Source organism: Achromobacter sp. SX5, assembly GCF_056711425.1.
The window spans coordinates 4,333,338-4,354,560 of record NZ_CM160041.1; the positions used below are offsets into that span (position 1 = coordinate 4,333,338).

The 21,223-nt window shown below is 68.0% G+C and carries 19 protein-coding genes; 10 read left to right on the forward strand and 9 right to left on the reverse strand.

What is annotated here, in order from left to right; genetic code table 11:
- Nucleotides 1-68 precede the first annotated feature (68 nt).
- From acs to AC1M14_RS20280, 4 genes are all read right to left on the reverse strand, one after another.
- Nucleotides 69-2,048, reverse strand: coding sequence for an acetate--CoA ligase (gene acs / locus AC1M14_RS20265; protein WP_168202248.1), 1,980 nt, complete (start codon nt 2,046-2,048; stop codon nt 69-71).
- Between the two features lie 253 nt (nt 2,049-2,301).
- The gene (locus AC1M14_RS20270; RefSeq protein WP_479731826.1) at nt 2,302-3,630 is read right to left on the reverse strand and encodes an MFS transporter; all 1,329 of its coding nucleotides are present in this window, start codon (nt 3,628-3,630) and stop codon (nt 2,302-2,304) included.
- An 8-nt stretch (nt 3,631-3,638) separates the two neighbouring features.
- The gene (locus tag AC1M14_RS20275) at nt 3,639-4,046 is read right to left on the reverse strand and encodes a GlcG/HbpS family heme-binding protein (RefSeq protein WP_479730336.1); all 408 of its coding nucleotides are present in this window, start codon (nt 4,044-4,046) and stop codon (nt 3,639-3,641) included.
- Complete coding sequence (locus AC1M14_RS20280) at nt 4,043-5,932, reverse strand: propionate--CoA ligase (RefSeq protein WP_102774443.1); 1,890 nt, start codon at nt 5,930-5,932, stop codon at nt 4,043-4,045. The genes AC1M14_RS20275 and AC1M14_RS20280 overlap by 4 nt, the downstream gene beginning before the upstream one ends.
- A gap of 300 nt (nt 5,933-6,232) precedes the next feature.
- Here AC1M14_RS20280 and AC1M14_RS20285 point away from each other — a divergent pair, with 300 nt between their 5' ends.
- Nucleotides 6,233-6,901 carry a C40 family peptidase gene (locus tag AC1M14_RS20285; protein WP_168202247.1) on the forward strand — a complete coding sequence of 223 codons (669 nt, stop codon included), beginning with the start codon at nt 6,233-6,235 and terminating at the stop codon, nt 6,899-6,901.
- Between the two features lie 131 nt (nt 6,902-7,032).
- On the opposite strand, the gene AC1M14_RS20290 is transcribed toward AC1M14_RS20285, so the two are convergent.
- The 4 genes from AC1M14_RS20290 to AC1M14_RS20305 all read right to left on the reverse strand — a co-directional run bounded on the left by AC1M14_RS20290 (nt 7,033) and on the right by AC1M14_RS20305 (nt 11,388).
- Nucleotides 7,033-7,356, reverse strand: a complete 324-nt coding sequence (locus AC1M14_RS20290) for a DUF2325 domain-containing protein (RefSeq protein WP_102774560.1) — start codon at nt 7,354-7,356, stop codon at nt 7,033-7,035.
- 192 nt (nt 7,357-7,548) lie between these two features.
- Entirely contained in the window at nt 7,549-8,493 is a 945-nt protein-coding gene (locus AC1M14_RS20295) for a CysB family HTH-type transcriptional regulator (protein ID WP_102774441.1), read from the reverse strand.
- A gap of 94 nt (nt 8,494-8,587) precedes the next feature.
- The gene (locus AC1M14_RS20300) at nt 8,588-10,081 is read right to left on the reverse strand and encodes a CoA-acylating methylmalonate-semialdehyde dehydrogenase (protein WP_102774440.1); all 1,494 of its coding nucleotides are present in this window, start codon (nt 10,079-10,081) and stop codon (nt 8,588-8,590) included.
- A gap of 89 nt (nt 10,082-10,170) precedes the next feature.
- The gene (locus AC1M14_RS20305) at nt 10,171-11,388 is read right to left on the reverse strand and encodes an ABC transporter substrate-binding protein (protein ID WP_102774439.1); all 1,218 of its coding nucleotides are present in this window, start codon (nt 11,386-11,388) and stop codon (nt 10,171-10,173) included.
- 200 nt (nt 11,389-11,588) lie between these two features.
- On the opposite strand from AC1M14_RS20305, the gene AC1M14_RS20310 reads away from it, so the two are divergent.
- Nucleotides 11,589-12,509: a LysR family transcriptional regulator gene (locus tag AC1M14_RS20310; RefSeq protein WP_102774559.1), complete on the forward strand. Its 921-nt coding sequence runs from the start codon at nt 11,589-11,591 to the stop codon at nt 12,507-12,509.
- A gap of 9 nt (nt 12,510-12,518) precedes the next feature.
- On the opposite strand, the gene lptF is transcribed toward AC1M14_RS20310, so the two are convergent.
- Nucleotides 12,519-13,622 carry an LPS export ABC transporter permease LptF gene (gene lptF, locus AC1M14_RS20315; RefSeq protein ID WP_102774438.1) on the reverse strand — a complete coding sequence of 368 codons (1,104 nt, stop codon included), beginning with the start codon at nt 13,620-13,622 and terminating at the stop codon, nt 12,519-12,521.
- Nucleotides 13,623-13,679: 57 nt separating this feature from the next.
- Between lptF and AC1M14_RS20320 the strand changes: the two genes are divergently transcribed.
- The 8 genes from AC1M14_RS20320 (at nt 13,680) to AC1M14_RS20355 (ending at nt 21,219) form a co-directional block, all read left to right on the forward strand.
- On the forward strand, nt 13,680-15,188 hold the full coding sequence (locus AC1M14_RS20320) for a leucyl aminopeptidase (protein ID WP_209164979.1): 1,509 nt from the start codon (nt 13,680-13,682) through the stop codon (nt 15,186-15,188).
- Between the two features lie 22 nt (nt 15,189-15,210).
- Nucleotides 15,211-15,675 carry a DNA polymerase III subunit chi gene (locus AC1M14_RS20325; protein ID WP_102774436.1) on the forward strand — a complete coding sequence of 155 codons (465 nt, stop codon included), beginning with the start codon at nt 15,211-15,213 and terminating at the stop codon, nt 15,673-15,675.
- 53 nt (nt 15,676-15,728) lie between these two features.
- Entirely contained in the window at nt 15,729-16,031 is a 303-nt protein-coding gene (locus AC1M14_RS20330) for a hypothetical protein (protein WP_111826604.1), read from the forward strand.
- A gap of 127 nt (nt 16,032-16,158) precedes the next feature.
- Nucleotides 16,159-16,869: a Bax inhibitor-1/YccA family protein gene (locus AC1M14_RS20335; RefSeq protein WP_111826603.1), complete on the forward strand. Its 711-nt coding sequence runs from the start codon at nt 16,159-16,161 to the stop codon at nt 16,867-16,869.
- 73 nt (nt 16,870-16,942) lie between these two features.
- The gene (locus tag AC1M14_RS20340; RefSeq protein WP_479730337.1) at nt 16,943-17,860 is read left to right on the forward strand and encodes an aldo/keto reductase; all 918 of its coding nucleotides are present in this window, start codon (nt 16,943-16,945) and stop codon (nt 17,858-17,860) included.
- Nucleotides 17,861-17,864: 4 nt separating this feature from the next.
- Nucleotides 17,865-19,160 carry an NTP/NDP exchange transporter gene (locus AC1M14_RS20345; protein ID WP_479730338.1) on the forward strand — a complete coding sequence of 432 codons (1,296 nt, stop codon included), beginning with the start codon at nt 17,865-17,867 and terminating at the stop codon, nt 19,158-19,160.
- Nucleotides 19,161-19,250: 90 nt separating this feature from the next.
- Nucleotides 19,251-20,219: a Bug family tripartite tricarboxylate transporter substrate binding protein gene (locus AC1M14_RS20350; RefSeq protein WP_102774432.1), complete on the forward strand. Its 969-nt coding sequence runs from the start codon at nt 19,251-19,253 to the stop codon at nt 20,217-20,219.
- 19 nt (nt 20,220-20,238) lie between these two features.
- Nucleotides 20,239-21,219: a M14 family metallopeptidase gene (locus AC1M14_RS20355; RefSeq protein ID WP_479730339.1), complete on the forward strand. Its 981-nt coding sequence runs from the start codon at nt 20,239-20,241 to the stop codon at nt 21,217-21,219.
- Nucleotides 21,220-21,223 lie beyond the last annotated feature (4 nt).

The following is a 21,223-nucleotide window of genomic DNA, read 5'->3' on the forward strand; positions in this document are numbered from 1 at the left end:
GAGCACGGGCGCCTCACATTATGCGCCTGTCGCGCAGCGCGCGGCCGGACGGCGCCGGCCGGGCCCGCTCACAGCGGCTTGGACAGCTGTTCCAGGATGGCGGGGTTCTCCAGCGTGGAGACGTCCTGCGTGACTTCCTCGCCCTTGGCGACCACGCGCAGCAGGCGGCGCATGATCTTGCCCGAACGCGTCTTGGGCAGGTTGTCGCCGAAGCGGATGTCCTTGGGCTTGGCGATGGGGCCGATTTCCCTGGCCACCCAGTCGCGCAGCGTCTTGGCGATGGCCTGCGCCTCGTCGCCTTCGGGGCGGGCGCGCTTGAGCACCACGAAGGCCACCACGGCCTCGCCCGTCGTATCGTCCGGACGGCCCACCACCGCGGCCTCGGCCACCATTTCGTGGGCCACCAGGGCCGATTCGACTTCCATCGTGCCCAGGCGGTGGCCGGAGACGTTCAGCACGTCGTCGATGCGGCCCATGATCCAGAAATAGCCGTCGGCGTCGCGCTGCGCGCCGTCGCCGGCCAGGTAGTAGCCGCGAAGCTCGGACGGGAAATAGCTTTTCTTGAAGCGCTCCGGGTCGCCCCAGATGTTGCGGATCATGGCCGGCCACGGACGCTTGACCACCAGGAAGCCGCCGTTGCCCTGCTCGACGTCGGCGCCGGTCTCGTCGACGATGGCCGCCGCGATGCCAGGCAGAGGCAAGGTGCAGGAACCCGGCTTGGTCGGCGTGGCGCCGGGCAGCGGGGTGATCATGTGCCCGCCGGTCTCGGTCTGCCACCAGGTGTCCACGATGGGACAACGCTCGCGGCCCACGTTCTTGTGGTACCACATCCAGGCTTCGGGGTTGATGGGCTCGCCCACCGTGCCGATGATGCGCAGGCTGTCGAGATCGTAGTTGCCGGGATGCGCTTCGGGCGTGGCCTCGGCCGCCTTGATCAGCGAGCGGATCGCCGTGGGCGCGGTGTAGAAGGTGTTGACCTTGTGGCGCGCGATCATGTCCCAGAAGCGGCCGGCGTTCGGGTAGGTGGGCACGCCCTCGAACACCACCTGCGTCAGGCCGGCGGCCAGCGGACCGTAGGTGATGTAGGTGTGGCCGGTGACCCAGCCCACGTCGGCCGTGCACCAGTAGACGTCGTCCTTGCGCGCGTCGAAGGTCCACTTCACGGTCAGCAGCGCCCACAGCAGGTAGCCCGCCGACGAGTGCTGCACGCCCTTGGGCTTGCCGGTGGAGCCGGAGGTGTAGAGGATGAACAGCGGGTGCTCGGCGTTGACCGGCACCGGTTCGCAGGTGTCGGCCTGGCCGGCTTCCACGTCATGCATCCAGAGGTCGCGGCCTTCGTTCCACTGCACCTTGCCGCCGGTGCGGCGGTACACGATGACCTTGGAGACGGCTTCGCAGCCGCCCATGGCGAAAGCTTCCTCGACCGCCGGCTTGAGCGGGATGGTCTTGCCGCCGCGCACCTGCTCGTCGGCCGTGATGACCAGCGTGGCGCCCACGTCCACGATGCGCTCCTGCAGGCTCTTGGCCGAGAAGCCGCCGAACACCACCGAGTGCGTCACGCCCAGGCGCGCGCAGGCCTGCATGGCGACCACGGCTTCGATCGACATCGGCATGTAGATGATGGCGCGGTCGCCCTTCTTGTAGCCCAGCGCGGCGATGCCGTTGGCGAAGCGGCACACGCGCGCCAGCAGTTCGCGGTACGTGATCTTGTCGACCTTGCCGTCGTCGGATTCGAAGATGATGGCGGTCTTGTCGGCGTTGCCGTTGGTGAGGTGCACGTCCAGGCAGTTGGCCGAAACGTTGAGTTCGCCGTCGCCGAACCAGCGGTAGAACGGCGCGTCGGATTCGTCGAGGACCTGCGTGAAGGGCTTGGTCCATTGCAGGTTGTCGCGCGCCTGGCCGGCCCAGAAGCCGTCGAAATCGTTCTCGACCTGGGCGCACAGCGCGTTGTAGGCGTCCATGCTGGGAATCGCGGCGCCCTGCGCCGCGCGCTCGGGCGGCGGGAATACGCGGGTTTCCACCAGGACGGACTCAATAGCGTTCGACATGATTTTTGTCTCCAATCGGTGATTCTGTTGTTTGTGCCGCTTTTTCAGACCTACCTGCAACCGTATCGCCACGCTCTTACGGGCACCTTACGCAAAATGCGGGCCGGAGTCCGCGTGCGCAGGCGCCTGGAGCGCCGGGATCGCAGGGCATAGGCCTCGCGGCCCGCACAAGCCATTGGCGCATCGGCGCCGCATGGTGGCGGCGCCGCTGGGCAGACCATAAGGATAGCAGCCGCGGCGGCGCTTTCGCGAGTCAGGCGCCCCGCCGCGCCAGGCCGCTGCGCACGTCCACGCGCGCCAGCAGGATGAGGCCGCCGACGAAGAACAGGCCGGTCACCAGGATCGCCAGGCGATGGTTGCCGTGCGTGGCCCAGGTCACCAGGCCATAGGTCAGCGGACCGATCACGGCGGCGAGCTGCACCGCGAAGGTCCACAGCGAATAGAACTCTGCCAGCCGGCCCGCGGGCGCGAGCGCGCCCGTCATGGCCCGGCCCGCGCTCTGGGTCGTGCCCATGCACAGCCCGGCCAGCGTGGCGGCCACCCAGAACACCGGCGCGGTCACGGCGGCGTAGGCCACCAGCACCATCGCGATCCAGCCGGCCAGCGTGATGGCCAGCGCCGGCTTGTGGCCGATGCGGTCCTGCACGTAGCCGAACGAGAACGCGCCCGCCGCCGCGCCGATGTTCACGGCGAACACCAGCAGCATGATCTGGGGCGTGGTGAAGCCCATGACTTCCGAGGCGTAGACGGCCGCCAGCGTGATCACCACCGAGATGCCGGCCTGGTAGCAGGCGATGCACATCAACAGCCGGCGGAACTCGGGAAAGTGCTGTCCGGTCTCGCGCCAGGCGTAGGCCAGGCGCTTGAGCATGTGCAGCGCCTGCGTCTGGCCGGGCTGCGGCCGGGCGCGCTCGCGCAGCATGAAAAAAGACGGCAGCGCCGCCAGCGCGAACACCGTACAGGTGACGACGACGACCCAGGGCACGAATTGCTCGGCGCCCGCGCCGCGCGCCTCGGCCTGCGTCACGACCAGCAGCGACAGGCCCAGCGTCAGCATGCCGCCGAAATAGCCGAAGCTCCAGCCCCAGCCCGAGACCCGCCCCAGCGCCGAGGGCCTGGCGAGTTCGGGCAGGAAGGCCGCGACCACCGACTCGCCCACGCAATAGCAGTAGTTGGAGACGACGATGGCGGCCAGCGCCAGCCAGACATCGCCCGGACCCGCCTGGGTCAGCATCAGCGTGGCCGCGACGCAGCCCACCGTGCTCGCGTAGAGCAGGCGGCGCTTGCCGGCGCGCGCGTCGGCGCGGGCGCCCAGGCTGGGCATGGTCAGCATGATGAGCAGATAGGACAGCGACAGCGCCGCGGTCCATGCCAGCGTGGCCCACGGGGCGCGCCCGCCCACCACGCCGACGAAATAAGTGCTGAACACCGCCGTGAGGATCACGGTGGTGTAGCCGGAATTGGCGAAGTCGTACATGGCCCAGGCCCAGACTTCGCGCCTGGCCACGCCGGGGTTCAGGGGACTGTCGTCGCCTGCCCCGGCGTTTTTCGCGCAAGCGCCGGACGGCGCCTGCGGCGGCATGCCATCGCTCATAGGTCCAGCGCGGCGATGCCTGCCTGAGCGATCAGCACGTCCTCGCTCGATTTCACGCCGGACACGCCGACCGCGCCGACCACGTGGCCATCGGCCACGACCGGCACGCCGCCTTCGAGCAGGCCGTCGAGCGAGGGGGCCGACAGGAACGAGTAGCGGCCGTTGTTGATCATCTCTTCGTAGACGCGCGACTCGCGGCGGCCGAGCGCCGCGGTCTTGGCCTTGGCCGGAGCGATGTGCGCCGAGATCGGAGCCGCGCCGTCCAGGCGCAGCATGCCCAGCAGGTGGCCGCCGTCATCGACCACGGAGATCGTGACGGCCCACTTGTTCTGCAGGGCGTGTGCTTCGGCCGCGGCCAGGATCTTCTTGACGTCTTCGGCGCTCAGCACGGGCTTGGTATTCATTGCAGCGACTCCTTTATCTGTTCCAGGGCGGTTGGATCTTCTATGGTGGTCAGATCTCCGGGATCGCGTCCTTCGCATACCGCGACGATCGCGCGGCGCAGGACCTTGCCGGAGCGGGTCTTGGGCAATGCGCCCACGAACCTGATCCTGGCGGGTCGGGCCACCGCTCCCAGCTGATCTTCCACCAGCCGCATGATATCGCCTTCCAGCTGCTTTGCCGCCTCCGGCGTCTCGGCGCCGGCGGGATTCTTGAGCACGGCGAAGGCCATCGCCACCTGCCCCTTGAGCGAGTCGGCCACGCCCACCACCGCGCATTCGGCGATGGCGCTGTGGCTGTTGACCGATTCCTCGATCTCGCGCGTACCCAGCCGGTGGCCGGCCACGTTGATCACGTCGTCGGTGCGGCCCAGGATGAACCAGTAGCCGTCGGCGTCGACCAGGCCCCAGTCGAAGGTCGAATACACCTGGCGACCCGGGATGGACGTGAAGTAGGTCTGCACGAAGCGTTCGTCGTCGCCCCAGATGGTGGACATGGCGCCGGGCGGCAGCGGCGGCACGATGGCCACCACGCCCTTCTGGTCGGGCCCGAGGTCCTCGCCGGTCGATTCGCTGACGATGCGCGCGTCGAAACCGTACACCGGGAACGACGGGCTGCCATAGCGGGTGGGCACCTTTTCCACGCCCGGCTGCGCCGACAGAATGGGCCAGCCCGACTCCGTCTGCCAGTAATTGTCGATGATGGGCTTGCCCAGGCCGCTGGAGATCCATTGCGCCGTGGGCTCGTCCAGCGGTTCGCCCGCCAGGTAGACCGCGCGCAGCGAAGACAGGTCGTGGCGCTTGAGCAGTTCGGGGTCCTGGCGCTTGAGCACGCGCACCGCGGTCGGGGCCGAGAACAGCGTGTTGACGCCGAACTGCTCGACCAGCTTCCACAGGATCGCGCCGTCCGGACGCACCGGCGTGCCTTCGTACAGCACCGTGGCCTGCCCGCCGATCAGCGGGCCGTAGACGATATAGGAATGGCCCACCACCCAGCCGATGTCGCTGGTGCAGAAGAAGGTGTCGCCGGCCTTGCCGTTGAACAGGTATTCCATGGACGAGGCCAGCGCCACGGCGTAGCCGCCGGTGTCGCGCTGCACGCCCTTGGGCCTGCCGGTCGTGCCGGAGGTGTAGAGGATATAGCTGGGCTCGGACGACTCCAGCCATTCGACCGGCACCCGCGCGCCCTGGTGGCGCTGGCGCAGCGTGGCGTAGTCCAGGTCGCGCCCGGCCACCGGCTCGAACGGCGCCAGGCCGCGGTCGAACACCACGACCGAGGCCGGCGGCGACTTGGCCAGGGCCAGCGCGCGGTCCAGCAGCGGCTTGTACGGCACCACCTTGCCGGCGCGCGAACCGCCGTCGGTGCAGACCACCACCTTGGGCGCCGCATCGTCGATGCGCTGCGCCAGGTTGACCGAGGCGAAACCGCCGAACACCACCGAATGCACCGCGCCGATACGGGCACAGGCCAGCATGGTGAACACGGCTTCCGGCACCATCGGCATGTAAAGCAGCACCCGGTCGCCCCGCCCCACGCCCAGTTCCTTGAGCATGGCGGCGGCCGCGTTGACCTCGTCGTAGACCTCCTGGCGGGTATAGACGCGCTCGCGGTCCACTTCCGTGGAGACCCAGATCAGGGCCGGCTTGTCGGCCTGGGTCGGCAGCCAGCGGTCGACCGCGTTGTAGCAGAGATTGGTGCGCCCGCCCGTGAACCACTTGGCGAACGGCGGGCGCGAAAAGTCCAGCACGGACTCGAACGGCGTCTCCCAATGCACGCGGTCGGCCTGTTCGCGCCAGAATGCGTCGCGGTCATGTACCGAGCGGTAATGGAAATCCCGGGTTTTTTGCATTTATGTCTCCTGTTATCTTTCTTCCGCCTTTGGGCTGATTGCTTTTTTCTGGAATCTTTCAGCCACATTTTGGTAGGCGAACCTTGCACGAGGCTTGCCGCAAGTCAAAACATTCTGCCCGACGTCCACGCTGCATGGACATTAAAGTCCTTAAAGTGACACAAACGTCACAAACCGGACTTGAAAGTTTGGTAGAATCCCCGCGAAGTTGTACAAAAATGTTGATTTTGCTGACATCTTGGCCAGATTCACGGTGATCGCCGTGTTTTCTGCCGTCATCAGCGGATCTTCCCCAGGCGAATGCATCGACACTCCACACGCGCGCGACTGAATTCATCCCCGGGCCAAGCAAGCCGCGGTCTGCCTCGCAGTCTGCAATTGCTGGCGCTGGCGGCGTGCGTGGTTCTGGCCGGCTGTGCCGGCACAAGTCAAAAGTCTACCGCCTATACGTCGGAAATCGATCCCTACGAATCCGGCGCGCTGACCGCCAGCTACGACCCCATCGGCATGCTGGTGGCGCAGAAATTCAAGCGCGAGCGCCAGAAGCCCCACACCGGCGTCGACAGCGACAACGCCATGGTCAGCGAAGCGCTGAACTACCTCGGCATCCGCTACCGCTTCGGCGGCAGTTCTCCCGACACCGGTTTCGATTGCAGCGGCCTGGTCACCTACACGGCCGAACGCTCGCTGGGCCTGAAACTGCCGCGCAACGCCGCCGAAATGGCGCGCCAGGGCACCGTCATCGACAAGAGCGAACTGAAGGCCGGCGACCTGGTCTTCTTCAACACGCTGGGCCGCCGCTATTCGCACGTCGGCATCTATCTTGGCGACGACCGTTTCGTGCACTCGCCCAGTTCCGGCGGCGTGGTCCGCGTCGAGAACATGACCATGACCTACTGGGCCAAGCGCTATAACGGCGCCCGCCGCCTGGACAACAGCCTGATCGCCTCGGCCCGCGCGGCCAACTGATCCGCCCGCCCCCCCCCCGGATAACGCACAAGCAAAACGCCGCCGGACTGCGAAGTCCGGCGGCGTTTTGCCTTGATCTTGCGGCCTGCCGGCAGCGGGTCTACCCAGCTTGCCCCGGCGGCAGGACCTGCCTAGTGCACCGTGCCCGCGTGCGCGCACAGGCCGCATTGCTGCAGCGCCTGCTGCATGCTGCATACCGAGCGGCGACAAGCGACGACCCGGATGCCGCCGCGTTGCGCCGCGTTGCGGAAGGTCTTCATGACGTTGTGGCCGAGGAAGTCGGTCAGCAGGATGACGAGCTGGGTGCCCGAGGGCAGCTGCAAGGTTTTTTTCTGGTGCGAAGGATCGCGCCCGCTGATGTGGTGCGTGATCGAAATGTTGTGCCCCTTGAGTAGGTCGGGAATGTTGCCGAGGCGGTCGGCGCCCACTATCACTGCACTGAGTCCTGCGGTCATGATGAACCTCGCTGGGTCGTTGAGACTGGTAGTAATGATAATGATTCCCATTTTTTAGTCAACCCAAATGAGATCGGTTCTTATTTAATTATTTTTATGAGCCCCTGAACGGGGATAGCGAGATCCCCGGATCGACAAAAAAAAATGGCGCCCGAAGGCGCCGTGCGGGTGGCCCGCGAAGGCATGCCAAGCCTACTTGGGGCTTCCCTGCACGGCTTCGGTCACCACCGCGCGGGTCAGGGACGGCGCCAGCATTTCCAGGAACGTGTAGACGTAGTCCCGCAGGAACACGCCCGCTTTGACGCCCACACGGGTGGTATGCGTGCCGAACAGGTGGCCCACGGCCAGCCCGACCAGGTTGGAATCGCGCCGCGGGTCGTAGGCCACGCCGGCGATGATGCCTATGCCCAATCCTACGTCGACGTACGTCTTGATCACGTCGGCGTCGATGGCTTCCAGGACGATGTCCGGGTGTATGCCCTGGTTGGCGAAGATCTCGTCTATGGTGGTGCGGCCGGTGAAGGCGCGGTCATAGGTGACGATGGGATATTCGGCCAGCTGCGCCAGCGTCAGCCGCTTGGCGGCGCTGGAGGTCAGTTCGGCCAGGGGATGGTCCGGGCGCACCACCACCGTGTGCTCCCAGGCGTAGACCGGCAGCGTGGCCAGGCCGGGCGTCAGGGCCAGCGATTCGGTGGCCAGCGCCAGGTCGGCCTGCTCGTGCAGCACCATTTCCGCCAGCTGGGCGGGGCTGCCTTCGGCCAGCGACAGGTGGACCTTGGGGAATTGCTTGCGAAACGCCGGGATGACCCTGGGCAGCAGGTAGCGCGCCTGGGTGTGGGTGCAGGCGATGACCAGGCCGCCCTCGTCGCGGCGCGCGAACTCGTCGCTGACCTTCTTGAGGTTGTCCACTTCCCGCATGATGCGGTCGATGACCTGCGACACCGCCAGGCCGGGCTTGGTCAGCCCCTTGATGCGTTTTCCGTGGCGTTCGAAGATCTTGATGCCGAGTTCGTCCTCGAACTCGATGATCGCCTTGGATACCCCCGGCTGGGAGGTATAGAGCATCCGGGCGGCTTCGGTGAGGTTGAAGTCGCGCCGGATGGTTTCCCGCACGAAACGAAATTGCTGCAGGTTCATGAATTGGCCCCTGTTAGACGGGCCAATTATAAGTAATAAGGACGCCTTGCTATATGACTTATTTGTATATGCTTAGGCGCAAGGCGTCCCGCTTTCAGCGCATCGTGATCGTGGTGTTCACGCTCTTGGCATGGGCCGACCAGCGCGCGGTGACGGTCTTGGTCTGCGTCCAGAACTGCACCGCCTGCTTGCCATTGGGACCCAGGTCGCCCAGCTTGGAGGCGCGCGAGCCGGTGAAGCTGAACCAGGCCACCGGCACCGGGATCGGCACGTTGATGCCGACCTGGCCAACGTCGATGTTGTTCTGGAAGTAGCGGGCCGCGCCGCCGTCCTGGGTGAACAGCGCCACGCCGTTGCCGTTGGGGTTGCGGTTGATGAACTCCACCGCTTCTTCGAGGGTTTCGACGCCCACCACGCACAGGACCGGGCCGAAGATTTCTTCGGTGTAGATGGTCATGTTCTCGGTGACGCCTTCGAAGATGGTCGGGCCCACGAAGTTGCCCTGCTCGAAGCCGGCCACCTTCAGTTCGCGGCCGTCGAGCAGCAGCTTGGCGCCTTCGTCCACGCCCTTCTGGATCAGGCTTTCGACGCGCTTCTTGGCGTTGGGCGAGACCAGCGGGCCGAGGTCGGCGGCGCGGTCGGTGCCGGCGTTGACCTTGAGCTTCTTGGCGCGCTCGACGAAGTCGGGCAGCCAGTTGCGCGCTTCTCCGACCAGCACGGCCACGGACGAGGCCATGCAGCGCTGGCCGGCCGCGCCGAAGGCGGCGCCCAGCAGCTGGTTCAGCGCGACTTCGGGATCGGCGTCGGGCAGCACCACGCAGTGGTTCTTGGCGCCCATCATGGACTGGCAGCGCTTGCCGGCGGCCGAGGCGCGGTTGTAGATCTCGGTGCCCACGCGGGTCGAGCCGATGAACGAGACCGCCTTGATGTCGGGATGCTCGCACAGGCCGTTGGCGATGTCGGGGCCGCCATGCACGACGTTGAGCACGCCCGGCGGCAGGCCGGCTTCCAGCGCCAGCTGGGCCAGGAACAGCGAGGACGTCGGGTCCTGCTCGGAGGGCTTGAGCACGAAGGTGTTGCCGCAAGCCACGGCGATCGGGAACATGAAGCACGGCAGCATCACCGGGAAGTTGAACGCGGTGATGCCCGCGCACACGCCCAGCGGCTGGATCAGGGTGTAGACGTCGATGCCGGTGGCGGCGTTCTCGGCGTATTCGCCCAATTGCAGGTTGGCGATGGAACAAGCATGTTCGACCACTTCCAGGCCGCGGCCGACTTCGCCCTCGGCGTCCGGCAGGGTCTTGCCGTGCTCGCGGGTGATCATCTCGGCCAGCTTGCCGGTGTTGGCGCGCAGCAGCTCCTGGAACTTCAGCATGACGCGCATGCGCAAGCCCTGCCCGCTGTTGCGCCAGGTCTTGAAGGCCTCCTTGGCGTTGGAGACGGCCAGGTCCAGTTCCTCGCGGGTGGCGAAGGGAACCTTGGCGACGACCTCCTGGGTAGCGGGATTGATCACGTCTCGCCATTCGGTGGTTTTGGACTGCACTAGCTTGCCGCCGATCAATAGCGGAACGCGCGGGACTTCACTCATTTGATGCTCCTCACACTGCCTAGTCGATGCGGAGCGGACTCCGCGTTCATGGATTCAGCGGACGCCGCGGGGGCGGCGCCCGCATTGCCTTATTTCTTCACCAGCGGGCACGTGGAATCGGACAGGGGCTGGAAGGCCTCGGCGGCCGGGATGGTGGCCACCAGCTTGGAATAGTCCCAGCCGCCCTTGGATTCCGCGGGCTTCTTCACTTCGTACAGGTACATATCGTGGATCACGCGGCCATCGGGACGGATCGAGGCATTGCGCATGATCGGGTCCTTGATGGGCAGCTCGCGCATCTTGTCGGCCACCACCTTGCCGTCGGTGCTGCCGGTAGCCGCCACCGCGCGCAGGTAGTGCAGCACGCTGGAATACACGCCGGCCTGGGTCATGGTGGGCTTGAGGCCGCGGAAGGCCTTTTCGAAGCGTCCGGACCATTGGCGGGTGTTGTCGTCGTAGTCCCAGTAGAAGCCGTCGACGTACGACAGCCCCTGGGCGTTCTCCAGGCCCAGCGCCCGCAGGTCGGACAGGAAGATCAGCAGCGACACCAGGCGCTGGCCGCCCGCCACGATGCCGAATTCGCGCGCCTGCTTGACGGCGTTGACGGTGTCCTGGCCGCCGTTGGCCAGCGCCACCACCTGCGCCTTGGAGCTTTGCGCCTGCAGCAGGTAGGAAGCGAAGTCGGGCGCGTTCAGCGGATGCCGCACGCTGCCGGCGACCGTGCCGCCCAGGGCCTGCACGGCCTTGGCGGTGTCGGCTTCCAGCGAGTGGCCGAAGGCGTAGTCCACGGTGATGAAGAACCAGGACTTGCCGCCCGCGCGCACCGTGGCCTTGGCGCCGCCGGCCGATTGCGAATAGGTGTCGAACATCCAGTGGAAGCCGACCGGCGAGCATTCCTTGTTGGTCAGGGCCGTGGTGGCCGGGCCGGAGAACATCACGACCTTGTTCTTTTCGCGCGCGATGCCCTGCACCGCCAGCGCCACGGCGGAGTTGGTCAGGTCGGCGATGGCGGTGACGCCGTCGCGGTCGAACCATTCGCGCGCCTTGGCCGCGCCCACGTCCGCCTTGTTCTGGTTGTCCGCGGACACCAGCTCGATCTTCATGCCCTTGCACTCCGCGGCCAGGCAATCGTCGATCGCCAACTGGGCCGCAGCCACCGATCCCGCGCCCCCCATGGCGGCGTAGGTGCCCGACATATCGGTCAGAATCCCGATCTTCACCGGCGGCTTATCCGCCGCATGGGCCTGGGCGACCAGGGCGGCGCCCAGACACAGCCCTGCGGCCAGCCCGCGTGCGTGCAATTTCATGGATTTGTCTCCTGAGTTTTATGCGTTGTTGCGCCGTCTTTGCGGCCTGCGGCCCCGGGGGTTCCCCCTGGACCTGCCAACCCAGTGTAGATGTGTGAAAATCAACAAGCAAGGCCAGAAATGCACATTCCTTGTGCATGAATGAACAATAGGATGGATGCCCGCGCCGCCATGGCGGCGCGGGCGCGGAGCGCCGGATCGTGCTTGATTGGGACAGTCTGCGGTATTTCCTGGAAGTGGCCCGCACGCAGCGGGTCAGCGCGGCCGCGCGCAAGCTCGGGGTCGAACACACCACGGTGTCGCGGCGCATCCGCGCGCTGGAGGCGGAGCTGGACACGCTGCTGTTCGAGAAATCGCGCAGCGCCGGCTTCATGCTGACCGACGACGGCCAGCGCCTCTTCGTCCACGCCGAACAGATGGAAAGCGCGGTGCACTCCGCGCGCGAGAACCTGTCGGGCATCGGCCAGGCGCTGTCCGGGCATCTGCGCATCGGCGCCACCGAGGGCTTCGGCAGCTATGTGCTGACGCCGCTGGCCGCCGACTTCCAGCGGCGCTATCCGCACATCACGCTGGACATCCTGCCGGTGCCGCGCTTCGTCAGCCTGTCCAAGCGCGAGGCCGACCTGGCCATCACCATCGAACGCCCGCAGCGCGGCCCCTACGTATGCAGCAAGCTGTGCGACTACACGCTGCGCCTGTATGGCACGCCGGGCTACCTGGCCCGGCACCCGCCGATCACGTCGCGCGCGGACCTGGCCGGCCATTCCTTCATCGGCTATGTGGACGAGCTGCTGTTCAGCGAACGCCTGCGTTATCTGGAAGACCTGCTGCCGGCCAGCAAGGTGGTGCTGCGCAGCACCAGCGTGGTGGCGCAATACCACGCCACGCTGCAGGGCCAGTCGCTGGCGATCCTGCCCTGCTTCATCGCCGCGCAGGACCCGCGGCTCAAGCCGGTGCTGGAGGACGAGGTGGCCATCACCCGCTCGTTCTGGATGTACTGCCACGAAGACCTGCGCAAGCTCAAGCGCGTGACGGTCTTGTGGGAGTTCATCCGCAGGTCGATATTGAAGAACGCCGACCTGCTGGCCGGCCGCCGCGGCACCATGAAATACCTGCCGTGACGGCCGGGCTCAGGCGTTGTTGCGCGGCGCCTTCACGCGCAGGCGGCGCATCAGCAGGAACACCGTCAACAGGGCCACCACGCCGTGGATGGCCCACACGCCCACGCCGAAGCTGAGCTTGCCGCCCGAGATCCAGGCGCGCGACAGGTTGATCAGGTTCATATAGAGCAGGCCCACCAGGCCCGCGATGAGCAGGTCGCCCGAGCGGCCCAGGCGCGGGTTGACCGCCCCGAGGGGAATCGCCAGCAGCGCCAGGTTCAGCGCCGCCAGCGGCAGCGAGATGCGCCACATGACCTGCGACCAGCTGCTGTCGGTGTTGTCTTCCATGAGCTGCATGGTGGTGCGCGCCTTGGACGAGCGCTCGGCGGCGGCGCGGGCCTCGGCCACCGGATCGGCGCCCGCCTTGCTTTCCAGGCGCAGCCCGTATTTCTCGAAGTGCACCAGGCGCAGTTCCGGCGTGCCCGGCTTGAGATCGTAGCGGTGGCCTTCGCCCAGCACCAGGAAGCGGTCGCCGTTGGGCTGCGTTTCGCTGTGCGCGCTGCTGGCGGTCAGGACGCTCAGCCATTCGGGACCGGTTTCGCGCGCGAACACGGTGCCGAGCTCGTCGCTGGCGTCGAGCGGATCTTCGGCGAAGAACACGCGGCTGCCGCCGGAGGATTCGGCGAACTGGCCGGCCGTGACCTTGGCCAGGTCGGAGCGCTGCTCGAAGCGTTCGTGGTATTCGCCGATCTGGCGATAGGCCCACGGCGCGGCCACCAGCGTCAGCCCGGCCACCGCCAGCGCCACCGGAATGGCCACGCGCAGCACGGGCTTGAGCCAGTCGGCCAGCGACAGGCCGCTGGCGAACCACACCACCATTTCGGATTCGCGGTAATTGCGCGTGACCGTGGTCAGGACCGCGATGAAGACGGAGACCGCGAGCACGGTCGGCAGGGCCGTGATGGTCGACAGCGCGGCCAGCACCAGCACCACGTCGGCCCCGATGTTGCCTCCCGCGGCTTCGCCGAGCAGGCGCACGAGCAACACGCTGAGCCACACGACGAGCAGAGTGGAGAAGACAACGACAGCGTGACTGGTGATCTCGCTGACGACCGATCGTTTGAATAGAGACATGGGAGAATATGCGGGATAATCGACCGCATCATACACAGACGTACACGGGAAACCCTCATGGAATTTAGCACACAGACCACTGCTTCCCTGCACCAGGTGAAAACCGCCGCCCTGGCCGTCGGCGTCTATGCGGAAGGCGTGCTGAGCCCGGCCGCCGACCTCATCGACCGCGCCTCCAACGGCGCCGTGCGCGCGGTGGTCAAGGCCGAGTTCCGCGGCCGCGCCGGCTCGACGCTGACGCTGCGCAACCTGCCCGGCGTGACCGCGCAGCGCGTGGTGCTGGTGGGCCTGGGCAAGCAGGAGGAATACTCGGCCCGCGCCCACGCCTCGGCCGAGCAGGCCTTCGCCGCGGCCTGCGTGGCCGCCCAGCTCGCCGAAGGCGTGTCCACGCTCGTCGCCAACCCCATCGCCGACGTGGCCGTCGCGGCCCGCGCGCGCAGCGCCGCCATCGCCGCCGGCAACGCCACCTATCATTACGACGCGAGCTTCGGCAAGCCCGACCGCGACGCCCGTCCCAAGCTCAAGAAGATCGTGCAGGTCGTCGAGCGCGCCGACGCCGCCCAGGCCCAGAAAGGCCTGCGCGAAGGCGCCGCCATCGCCAACGGCATGGAACTGACGCGCACGCTGGGCAACCTGCCCGGCAATATCTGCACCCCCACCTACCTGGGCGAAACCGCCAAGCGCCTGGCGCGCGAATTCAAGTCGCTCAAGGTCGAAGTGCTGGACAAGAAGCAGGTCGAGGCGCTGGGCATGGGCTCGTTCCTGTCGGTGGCGCGCGGCTCCGACGAGGCGCTGCGCTTCATCGTGCTGCGCCACGCCGGCAGCAAGACCGCCAAGAAGACCGCGAAGAACGCCCCCGGCCCCATCGTGCTGGTCGGCAAGGGCATCACCTTCGACGCCGGCGGCATCTCGCTCAAGCCCGCCGCCACCATGGACGAAATGAAGTACGACATGTGCGGCGCCGCCAGCGTGCTGGGCTCGTTCCGCGCCCTGGCCGAGCTGGAGCTGCCGCTGGACGTGGTCGGCCTGATCCCGGCCTGCGAAAACCTGCCCAGCGGCAAGGCCAACAAGCCGGGCGACGTGGTCACCAGCATGTCCGGCCTGACCATCGAAATCCTCAACACCGACGCCGAAGGCCGCCTGGTGCTGTGCGACGCGCTGACCTACGCCGAGCGCTTCAAGCCCTCGGCCGTCATCGACATCGCCACCCTCACCGGCGCCTGCGTGGTCGCCCTGGGCAACGTCAACAGCGGCCTGTTCTCGAAGGACGACGCGCTGGCCGAGGCGCTGGCCGCCGCCGGCCGCGCCTCGCTGGACACGGCCTGGCGCATGCCCATGGACGAGGCCTACCAGGAACAGCTGAAGTCCAACTTCGCCGACCTGGCCAACATCGGCGGCCCCCCGGCCGGCGCGGTCACGGCGGCCTGCTTCCTGTCGCGCTTCGCCACGGCCTATCCGTGGGCGCACCTGGACATCGCCGGCACCGCCTGGCGCGGCGGCAAGGACAAGGGCGCCACCGGCCGCCCCGTGCCGCTGCTGATGCAGTACCTGCTGGACCAGGCTTGAAGCGCCTGCGACGGTATCCGGCATGACGCGCATCGATTTCGCCTTCGGCGCGCCGGACCGCCTGCGCATGGCCTGCCAGGTCGTGCGCAAGCGCTACCTGGCAGGCCAGCGGCTGGTGGTGTACTGTAAAGACGGCAGCCGCTTGGCCGCGTTCGACCGCATGCTGTGGGCGTTCGACGACACGTCTTTCGTGCCGCACGTGCTGGCCAACGACCCGCTGGCGGCCGACACCCCGGTGGTGCTGACGGCGGGCGATCCGCAGCAGGCCGCGGCGGCCGCGGGCCAGGGCGAACAGCCGCCCCCCGCCTGGCTGCTGAACCTGGACAACGACTGCCCGCCCGGCTTCGAGGCCTTCGAAAGGCTGCTCGAAATCGTCTCCGACGACCCCGAGGACAAGCAGGCCGCGCGCCAGCGCTGGCGCGCCTACCAGGGCGCCGGCCATACGCCGCACAGCCACGACCTCAGCCGCCAGTCCGCCGGCGGCTGAACCGGCAGCCGGCGCTCCGCGCGCCGCCGCCCCATCGATTTTCGGGAGCCAACATGCCCTCTCGCCGCTACGACCCCGGCATCCCCACCCTGACCCAGCGGGCCGAACCCGCGCTACCCCCGGGCGCGGACGACGCCGACGAGGCGTTTCCGGTGCTGACCGAAGTGGCGCAGCCCGCGCCGGCCAGATCCGTCCCCCTGCCCGACCCGGCGGTGCTCAGCGCCCGCTTGCAGGCCGAGGTGGAACAGCTCATGCAGCAGGCGCTGGCCGACGCCGTCGAACAGATCCAGGCCCGCATGGACGCCGAACTGCCCGTCATCGTGGCCCGCGTGCTGCGCGACGTGCGCCCAGGTTGATCCGCCTGGAACCTTCGCCCGGCGTCTGGTCTAATTCCTGACGAAACTGGATTCTTCAGGGAACTGTAAGGTATCCTTCGCATCTAATTCTAGGCAATCGTCATTTCGCCGCACACAGGAGTTCTCCATGAACGAATATCGTCCGTCCCCTTTTAACCGTTCCGGCGCGCTGGCCGGCGCGCCGGGCGAGGTCGCGCGCAACAAGGTCCTGCGCAACACCTATTGGCTCCTGGCGCTGTCGCTCATCCCCACCGTGCTGGGCGCCGCCGTGGGCCTGTACACCGGCATCAACACCGTCATGGGCGCCAGCCCCGGCCTGTCCGCGATCGTGTTCCTGGTGGGCGCGTTCGGGATGATGTTCGCCATCGAGAAAAACAAGAACAACTCGCTGGGCGTGGCCCTGCTGCTGGCCTTCACCTTCTTCATGGGCATCATGCTGTCGCGCCTGCTCGGCTTCGTGCTGGGCATGGGCAACGGCGCCCAGCTGGTCATGACGGCCTTCGGCGGCACGGCCGTCGTGTTCGGCACCATGGCCACGCTGGCCACCACCATCAAGCGCGATCTCTCGGGGCTGCAGAAGTTCCTGTTCATCGGCGCGGTGGTGATCCTGGTGGCGGCCCTGGCCAACATCTTCCTGCAGCTGCCGGCGCTGATGCTGACCATCTCGGTCCTGGCCATCGTGATCTTCTCGGCCTTCATGCTGGTGGACCTGCAGCGCGTGGTCAACGGCGGCGAAACCAACTACGTGTCCGCCACGCTGGCGATCTACCTGGACGTGTACAACGTCTTCTCCAACCTGCTGATGCTGCTGGGCATCTTCGGCGGTAACCGCGAGTAATCGCCGTCCGCCTGCCAGTCCAAAGGGCCTACATTTCCATGTAGGCCCTTTTTTCATTCGGGAAGCCCGCGCCATGCCGAACCGCCGCCGCTTCATCCAGACCGCCGCCGGCGCCGCCCTGCTCGGCCCGTCCTGGACCGCCCGCGCGCTCAGCCGGCAGGCGCCCATGCTGACGCGCGCCATCCCCGCCACCGGCGAGGCGCTGCCGGTGATAGGGCTGGGCACGGCCGACACCTTCAACGTTCCGCCCGGCGACGCCGCCGCCCTGGCGCCGCTGGCCCAGGTGCTGGACACGCTGTTGCAGGCGGGCGGCTCGCTGATCGACACGGCCCCGAGCTACGGCCACGCCGAAGCCGTGACCGGCGCGCTGCTGGCCCGCAACGGCGGCCTGTGGTCGCAGGCCTTCCTGGCCACCAAGATCAGCACGCAGGGGCACGAGTCGGCCATGCGCCAGCTGCGCCAGTCGCAAAAGGCGCTGGGCAGCGACAAGCTGGACCTGGTCCAGGTGCACAACCTGATAGACACCGCCAACCAGCTGGCGCTGCTGCGCGACCTCAAACGCCAGGGCGTGATCCGCTACGTCGGCATCACGCATTACGCCGACCATGCGCATGACGAACTGACCGCGCTGGTCGAGCGCGAGCGGCCGGACTTCGTGCAGGTCAACCTGTCGGTGGGCGCGCGCAACGCCGAAAAGCGCCTGCTGCCGGCCTGCCAGGCGCGGGGCGTGGCGGTGCTGGTGAACCGGCCGTTCCAGGACGGGGCGCTGTTTCGCCAGGTGCGCGGCATGGCGCTGCCGCCGCTGGCCACGGAGCTGGGCTGCACCTCCTGGGCGCAGCTGTTCCTGAAATTCATCATCGGCCATCCCGCCGTGACGGCGGTGATCCCCGCCACCTCCAAGCCGGCCAACATGGCGGACAACGCCCGCGCGGGGTTCGGCCAGCAGCCCGACGCCGCGCTGCGCGAACGCATCGCCGCCCTGCTGGCCTGACGGCATGGCGCCCCCAGCCACCCTGCGGGGCCGAGCGGCGCTGGCGCTGGGCATACGCGAGGACGAACTGGGCCCGGCGGCCTGCGGCTTCGCCTTTTTCTTCTTCCTGTTCTGCGGCTATTTCATGCTGCGCCCGATCCGCGAAACCATGGGCATACAGGCCGGCGTGGACCAGCTGCAATGGCTGTTCACCGCCACCTTCGTGGCCATGCTGGCGGTGGCGCCGCTGTTCGGCTGGCTGTCGGCGCGCGTGCCGCGCGCCACATTGGTGAGCTGGGTCTACGCCGTGTTCGCCCTGGCCATGGCGGGCTTCGGCGCGGTGCTGCACCTGCTGCCCGGCAGCGCCTGGGCCGCGCGCGTGTTCTACGTGTGGCTGTCGGTGTTCAACCTGTTCGTGGTCTCCATCGCCTGGAGCCTGATGGCCGACGTGTTCCGCATGGAATCGGCCAAGCGCCTGTTCGCCCTGATCGCCGCCGGCGCCAGCGCGGGCGGGCTGTGCGGCCCGCTGCTGGGCGGGCTGTGCGGCCCGCTGCTGGGCGGGCTGCTGGCCGGCGCGCTGGGCCCGGCCGGCCTGTTGCTGCTGTCGGCGCTGCTGCTGGCGGCGACGCTGCCGCTCAAGGCCCGGCTGCTGCGCTGGCGCGCCGCCGACCGCCAGGAGACGGCCAATGACGACATGCGGCGTCCCATCGAAGGCTCGATCCTGGCCGGCCTGTCGGGCGTGTTCCGCTCGCGCTACCTGATGGGAATCTCGCTGCTGGTGATCCTGCTGGCCACGCTCAACACCTTTCTCTACATGGAGCAGGCGCGGCTGGTGGCCGACGCCTTTCCCGACACGGCGCAGCGCATCCGGGTCTTCAGCGTGCTGGATTTCACGGTCCAGTCGCTTTCGCTGCTGTCGCAGGTGTTCGTCACCGGGCGCGTGGCCGCGCGGCTGGGGCTGCGCTTCCTGCTGGCCGCGGTGCCGCTGGCGATGGCGGCCGGGTTCCTGGTCCTGGCGGCGTATCCGGTCTTCGGCGTGCTGGCGGCGGTCATGATCGCGCGCCGCGTGGGCGAATACGCGCTCATCCGGCCCGGGCGCGAAATGCTGTTCACCACGGTCCCGCCCGAGGACAAGTACAAGACCAAGAACGTGATCGACACGGTGGTCTACCGCGCCGGCGACGCGGCCAGCGGCTGGGTCAAGGCGGGCGTGGACATGCTGGGCCACGGCGCGGCCCTGGTCGCGCTGCTGGGCGCCGCCTTCGCGCTGGGCGCGGCGGCCGTGGGTTACGCGCTGGGGAGGCGCGCCGACGGCGATTAGGTTTTACTGAACATGCATATCATTGGCCCAAACGGATTCCGGGGGCCGCCGCCGCACAATGGCAGCGCTTTCAATGCCTCGGGAACCGCCATGAACCGCAACGCCATCGCCTGTCTTGCCGCCCTGTCGCTTTGCCTGGCCGCGCCTGCCGCGCTGGCCGACTACCCGGAGCGCGCGATCACGCTGATCGTGCCGGCCGCCGCCGGCGGCAACGCTGACATCACCGCCCGCCTCATCGGGCAGGAAATGAGCCGCCAGCTGGGCCAGCCGGTGGTGGTGGAAAACCGCGTCGGCGCGGGCGGGCGCATCGGCACCCAGGCCGTGGTGCGCGCCGCGCCCGACGGCTACACCATCGGCTACGCCCACGTGGGCACGCTGGTGCTGCACCGCTACCTGTTCAAGCAGCAGCTGTACGACCTGGACCGCGACATCGCGCCCATCGGCCTGGTGGCCGAAACGCCCAACGTCATCGTGGTGAACGCGGCCTCGCCCTATCGCGACCTGAAGGGTTTCATCGAAGCCAGCCGCGCCCAGCCGCAGCGCCTGACCATGACCTCGGCCGACCCCGGCACCACCAGCGAGGTCGGCGTCAAGCTGTTCATCGCCCAGACCGGCGCCGAGGTGCGCCAGATTCCGTACAAGGCCACGGCCGCGCAGCTGTCCGACCTGCTGGGCGGCCACGTGGATTCGATGATGGAAAACCTGCCGCCGCTGATCGGCAACCTGAAGGACGGCCGCCTGCGCGCGCTGGCCGTCACCACGCGCGGACGCGCCGCCTCCAACCCCGACGTGCCCACCGTGGCCGAGCAGGGCTACCCCGACTACGAGCAGTCGGCCTGGAGCGCGCTGGTCGCGCCGGCCGGCACGCCGCCCGCCGTCATCGCCCGGCTCAACGAGGCCATGAACCAGGCGCTGCGCTCGGACAATGTCAGCAAGGAATTGCGCAGCCGCTCCCAGGAACCGCTGGGCGGCACGCCGCAGGACGTACAGACCCAGATTCGCAAGGAGCTGCCCAAATGGGAAGGCATCATCAAGGCCGCCGGCACCACGCTGGATTGAGCCAGGCAGGAGCGCGCGCATGGCCACGGTAAGCCGCGAGGATTTTTCCTGCGCCGCCGCCACCAACGAATCGGCCTACCGCCGGGTCACGGTGCCGGTGCTCAGGATCGACGCCGGCCCCGGGCCGGCCGTCGCGCTGATGGCCGGCGTGCACGGCGACGAATGGGAAGGCCAGGCGGCCATCCTGGACCTGTGGCACAGCCTGCCCGGCATGCTCCAGCGCGGCACGGTCTACCTGCTGCCGGCGGCCAATGTCGAGGCCTCGCTGGCCGGCACCCGGCTCTCGCCTTCCGACGGCGGCAACCTGAACCGTGCTTTCCTGGGCGCGCCGGCGCGCGGCTACACCGAAAGCGTGGCCGCCGCGCTGGAGGCCCGGCTGCTGCCGCGCATCCAGGCGCTGGTGGACGTGCACAGCGGCGGCGCCTCGCTGCGCTACCTGCCTTCGTCGGTGATCACCCGGTACGGCGAGGACGCCTACGATCCGCGCCTGGCGGACCTGGCGCGCGCCTTCGGGCTGCCGCAATGCGTGTTCTTCCGCGGCGTCGAAGCCGGGTCCATGCCGGCCGCCGCCAGCCGCCACGGCGTGCTGCGCCTGAGCGCGGAGATCGGCGGCGGCCGCGAAACCAGCGCCGCCCTGGTCGAACGCTGCCGCGACGGGCTGCTGGGCTGCCTGACCGAGCTGGGCCTGCTGCCCGGCCGCCCGCTGCCGCGCAACCCCGAGGTCCGGCTCTACGACCTGGACGCGCCGGCCGCCACGCTGCGCGCGCGCGAAGCGGGCGTGTTCGTCCCCGGCGTGGAGCTGGGGCAGGCGGTCACGGCGCGCCAGCGCATCGGCCAGCTGATAGAACCCGCCCGCCCCGAGCTTGCGCCGCGCGCGCTGGTCAGCCCGCAAAGCGGCACCGTGGTGTGCCTGCGCGCCATCGCCCGCAGCGGCGAGGGCGACTGCCTGTTCCAGATCGCGCCCGCCCTTCCCCTGGATACGCTTCCTTCGAGGTACTGAAGAA

What these genes read in the sequence shown, in the direction of transcription:
- acs (WP_168202248.1), bottom strand. Translation starts at nt 2,048, where the DNA reads ATGTCGAACGCTATTGAGTCCGTCCTGGTGGAAACCCGCGTATTCCCG.
- AC1M14_RS20270 (WP_479731826.1), bottom strand. Translation starts at nt 3,630, where the DNA reads ATGCCGCCGCAGGCGCCGTCCGGCGCTTGCGCGAAAAACGCCGGGGCA.
- AC1M14_RS20275 (WP_479730336.1), bottom strand. Translation starts at nt 4,046, where the DNA reads ATGAATACCAAGCCCGTGCTGAGCGCCGAAGACGTCAAGAAGATCCTG.
- AC1M14_RS20280 (WP_102774443.1), bottom strand. Translation starts at nt 5,932, where the DNA reads ATGCAAAAAACCCGGGATTTCCATTACCGCTCGGTACATGACCGCGAC.
- AC1M14_RS20285 (WP_168202247.1), top strand. Translation starts at nt 6,233, where the DNA reads ATGCATCGACACTCCACACGCGCGCGACTGAATTCATCCCCGGGCCAA.
- AC1M14_RS20290 (WP_102774560.1), bottom strand. Translation starts at nt 7,356, where the DNA reads ATGACCGCAGGACTCAGTGCAGTGATAGTGGGCGCCGACCGCCTCGGC.
- AC1M14_RS20295 (WP_102774441.1), bottom strand. Translation starts at nt 8,493, where the DNA reads ATGAACCTGCAGCAATTTCGTTTCGTGCGGGAAACCATCCGGCGCGAC.
- AC1M14_RS20300 (WP_102774440.1), bottom strand. Translation starts at nt 10,081, where the DNA reads ATGAGTGAAGTCCCGCGCGTTCCGCTATTGATCGGCGGCAAGCTAGTG.
- AC1M14_RS20305 (WP_102774439.1), bottom strand. Translation starts at nt 11,388, where the DNA reads ATGAAATTGCACGCACGCGGGCTGGCCGCAGGGCTGTGTCTGGGCGCC.
- lptF (WP_102774438.1), bottom strand. Translation starts at nt 13,622, where the DNA reads ATGTCTCTATTCAAACGATCGGTCGTCAGCGAGATCACCAGTCACGCT.
- AC1M14_RS20320 (WP_209164979.1), top strand. Translation starts at nt 13,680, where the DNA reads ATGGAATTTAGCACACAGACCACTGCTTCCCTGCACCAGGTGAAAACC.
- AC1M14_RS20325 (WP_102774436.1), top strand. Translation starts at nt 15,211, where the DNA reads ATGACGCGCATCGATTTCGCCTTCGGCGCGCCGGACCGCCTGCGCATG.
- AC1M14_RS20330 (WP_111826604.1), top strand. Translation starts at nt 15,729, where the DNA reads ATGCCCTCTCGCCGCTACGACCCCGGCATCCCCACCCTGACCCAGCGG.
- AC1M14_RS20335 (WP_111826603.1), top strand. Translation starts at nt 16,159, where the DNA reads ATGAACGAATATCGTCCGTCCCCTTTTAACCGTTCCGGCGCGCTGGCC.
- AC1M14_RS20340 (WP_479730337.1), top strand. Translation starts at nt 16,943, where the DNA reads ATGCCGAACCGCCGCCGCTTCATCCAGACCGCCGCCGGCGCCGCCCTG.
- AC1M14_RS20345 (WP_479730338.1), top strand. Translation starts at nt 17,865, where the DNA reads ATGGCGCCCCCAGCCACCCTGCGGGGCCGAGCGGCGCTGGCGCTGGGC.
- AC1M14_RS20350 (WP_102774432.1), top strand. Translation starts at nt 19,251, where the DNA reads ATGAACCGCAACGCCATCGCCTGTCTTGCCGCCCTGTCGCTTTGCCTG.
- AC1M14_RS20355 (WP_479730339.1), top strand. Translation starts at nt 20,239, where the DNA reads ATGGCCACGGTAAGCCGCGAGGATTTTTCCTGCGCCGCCGCCACCAAC.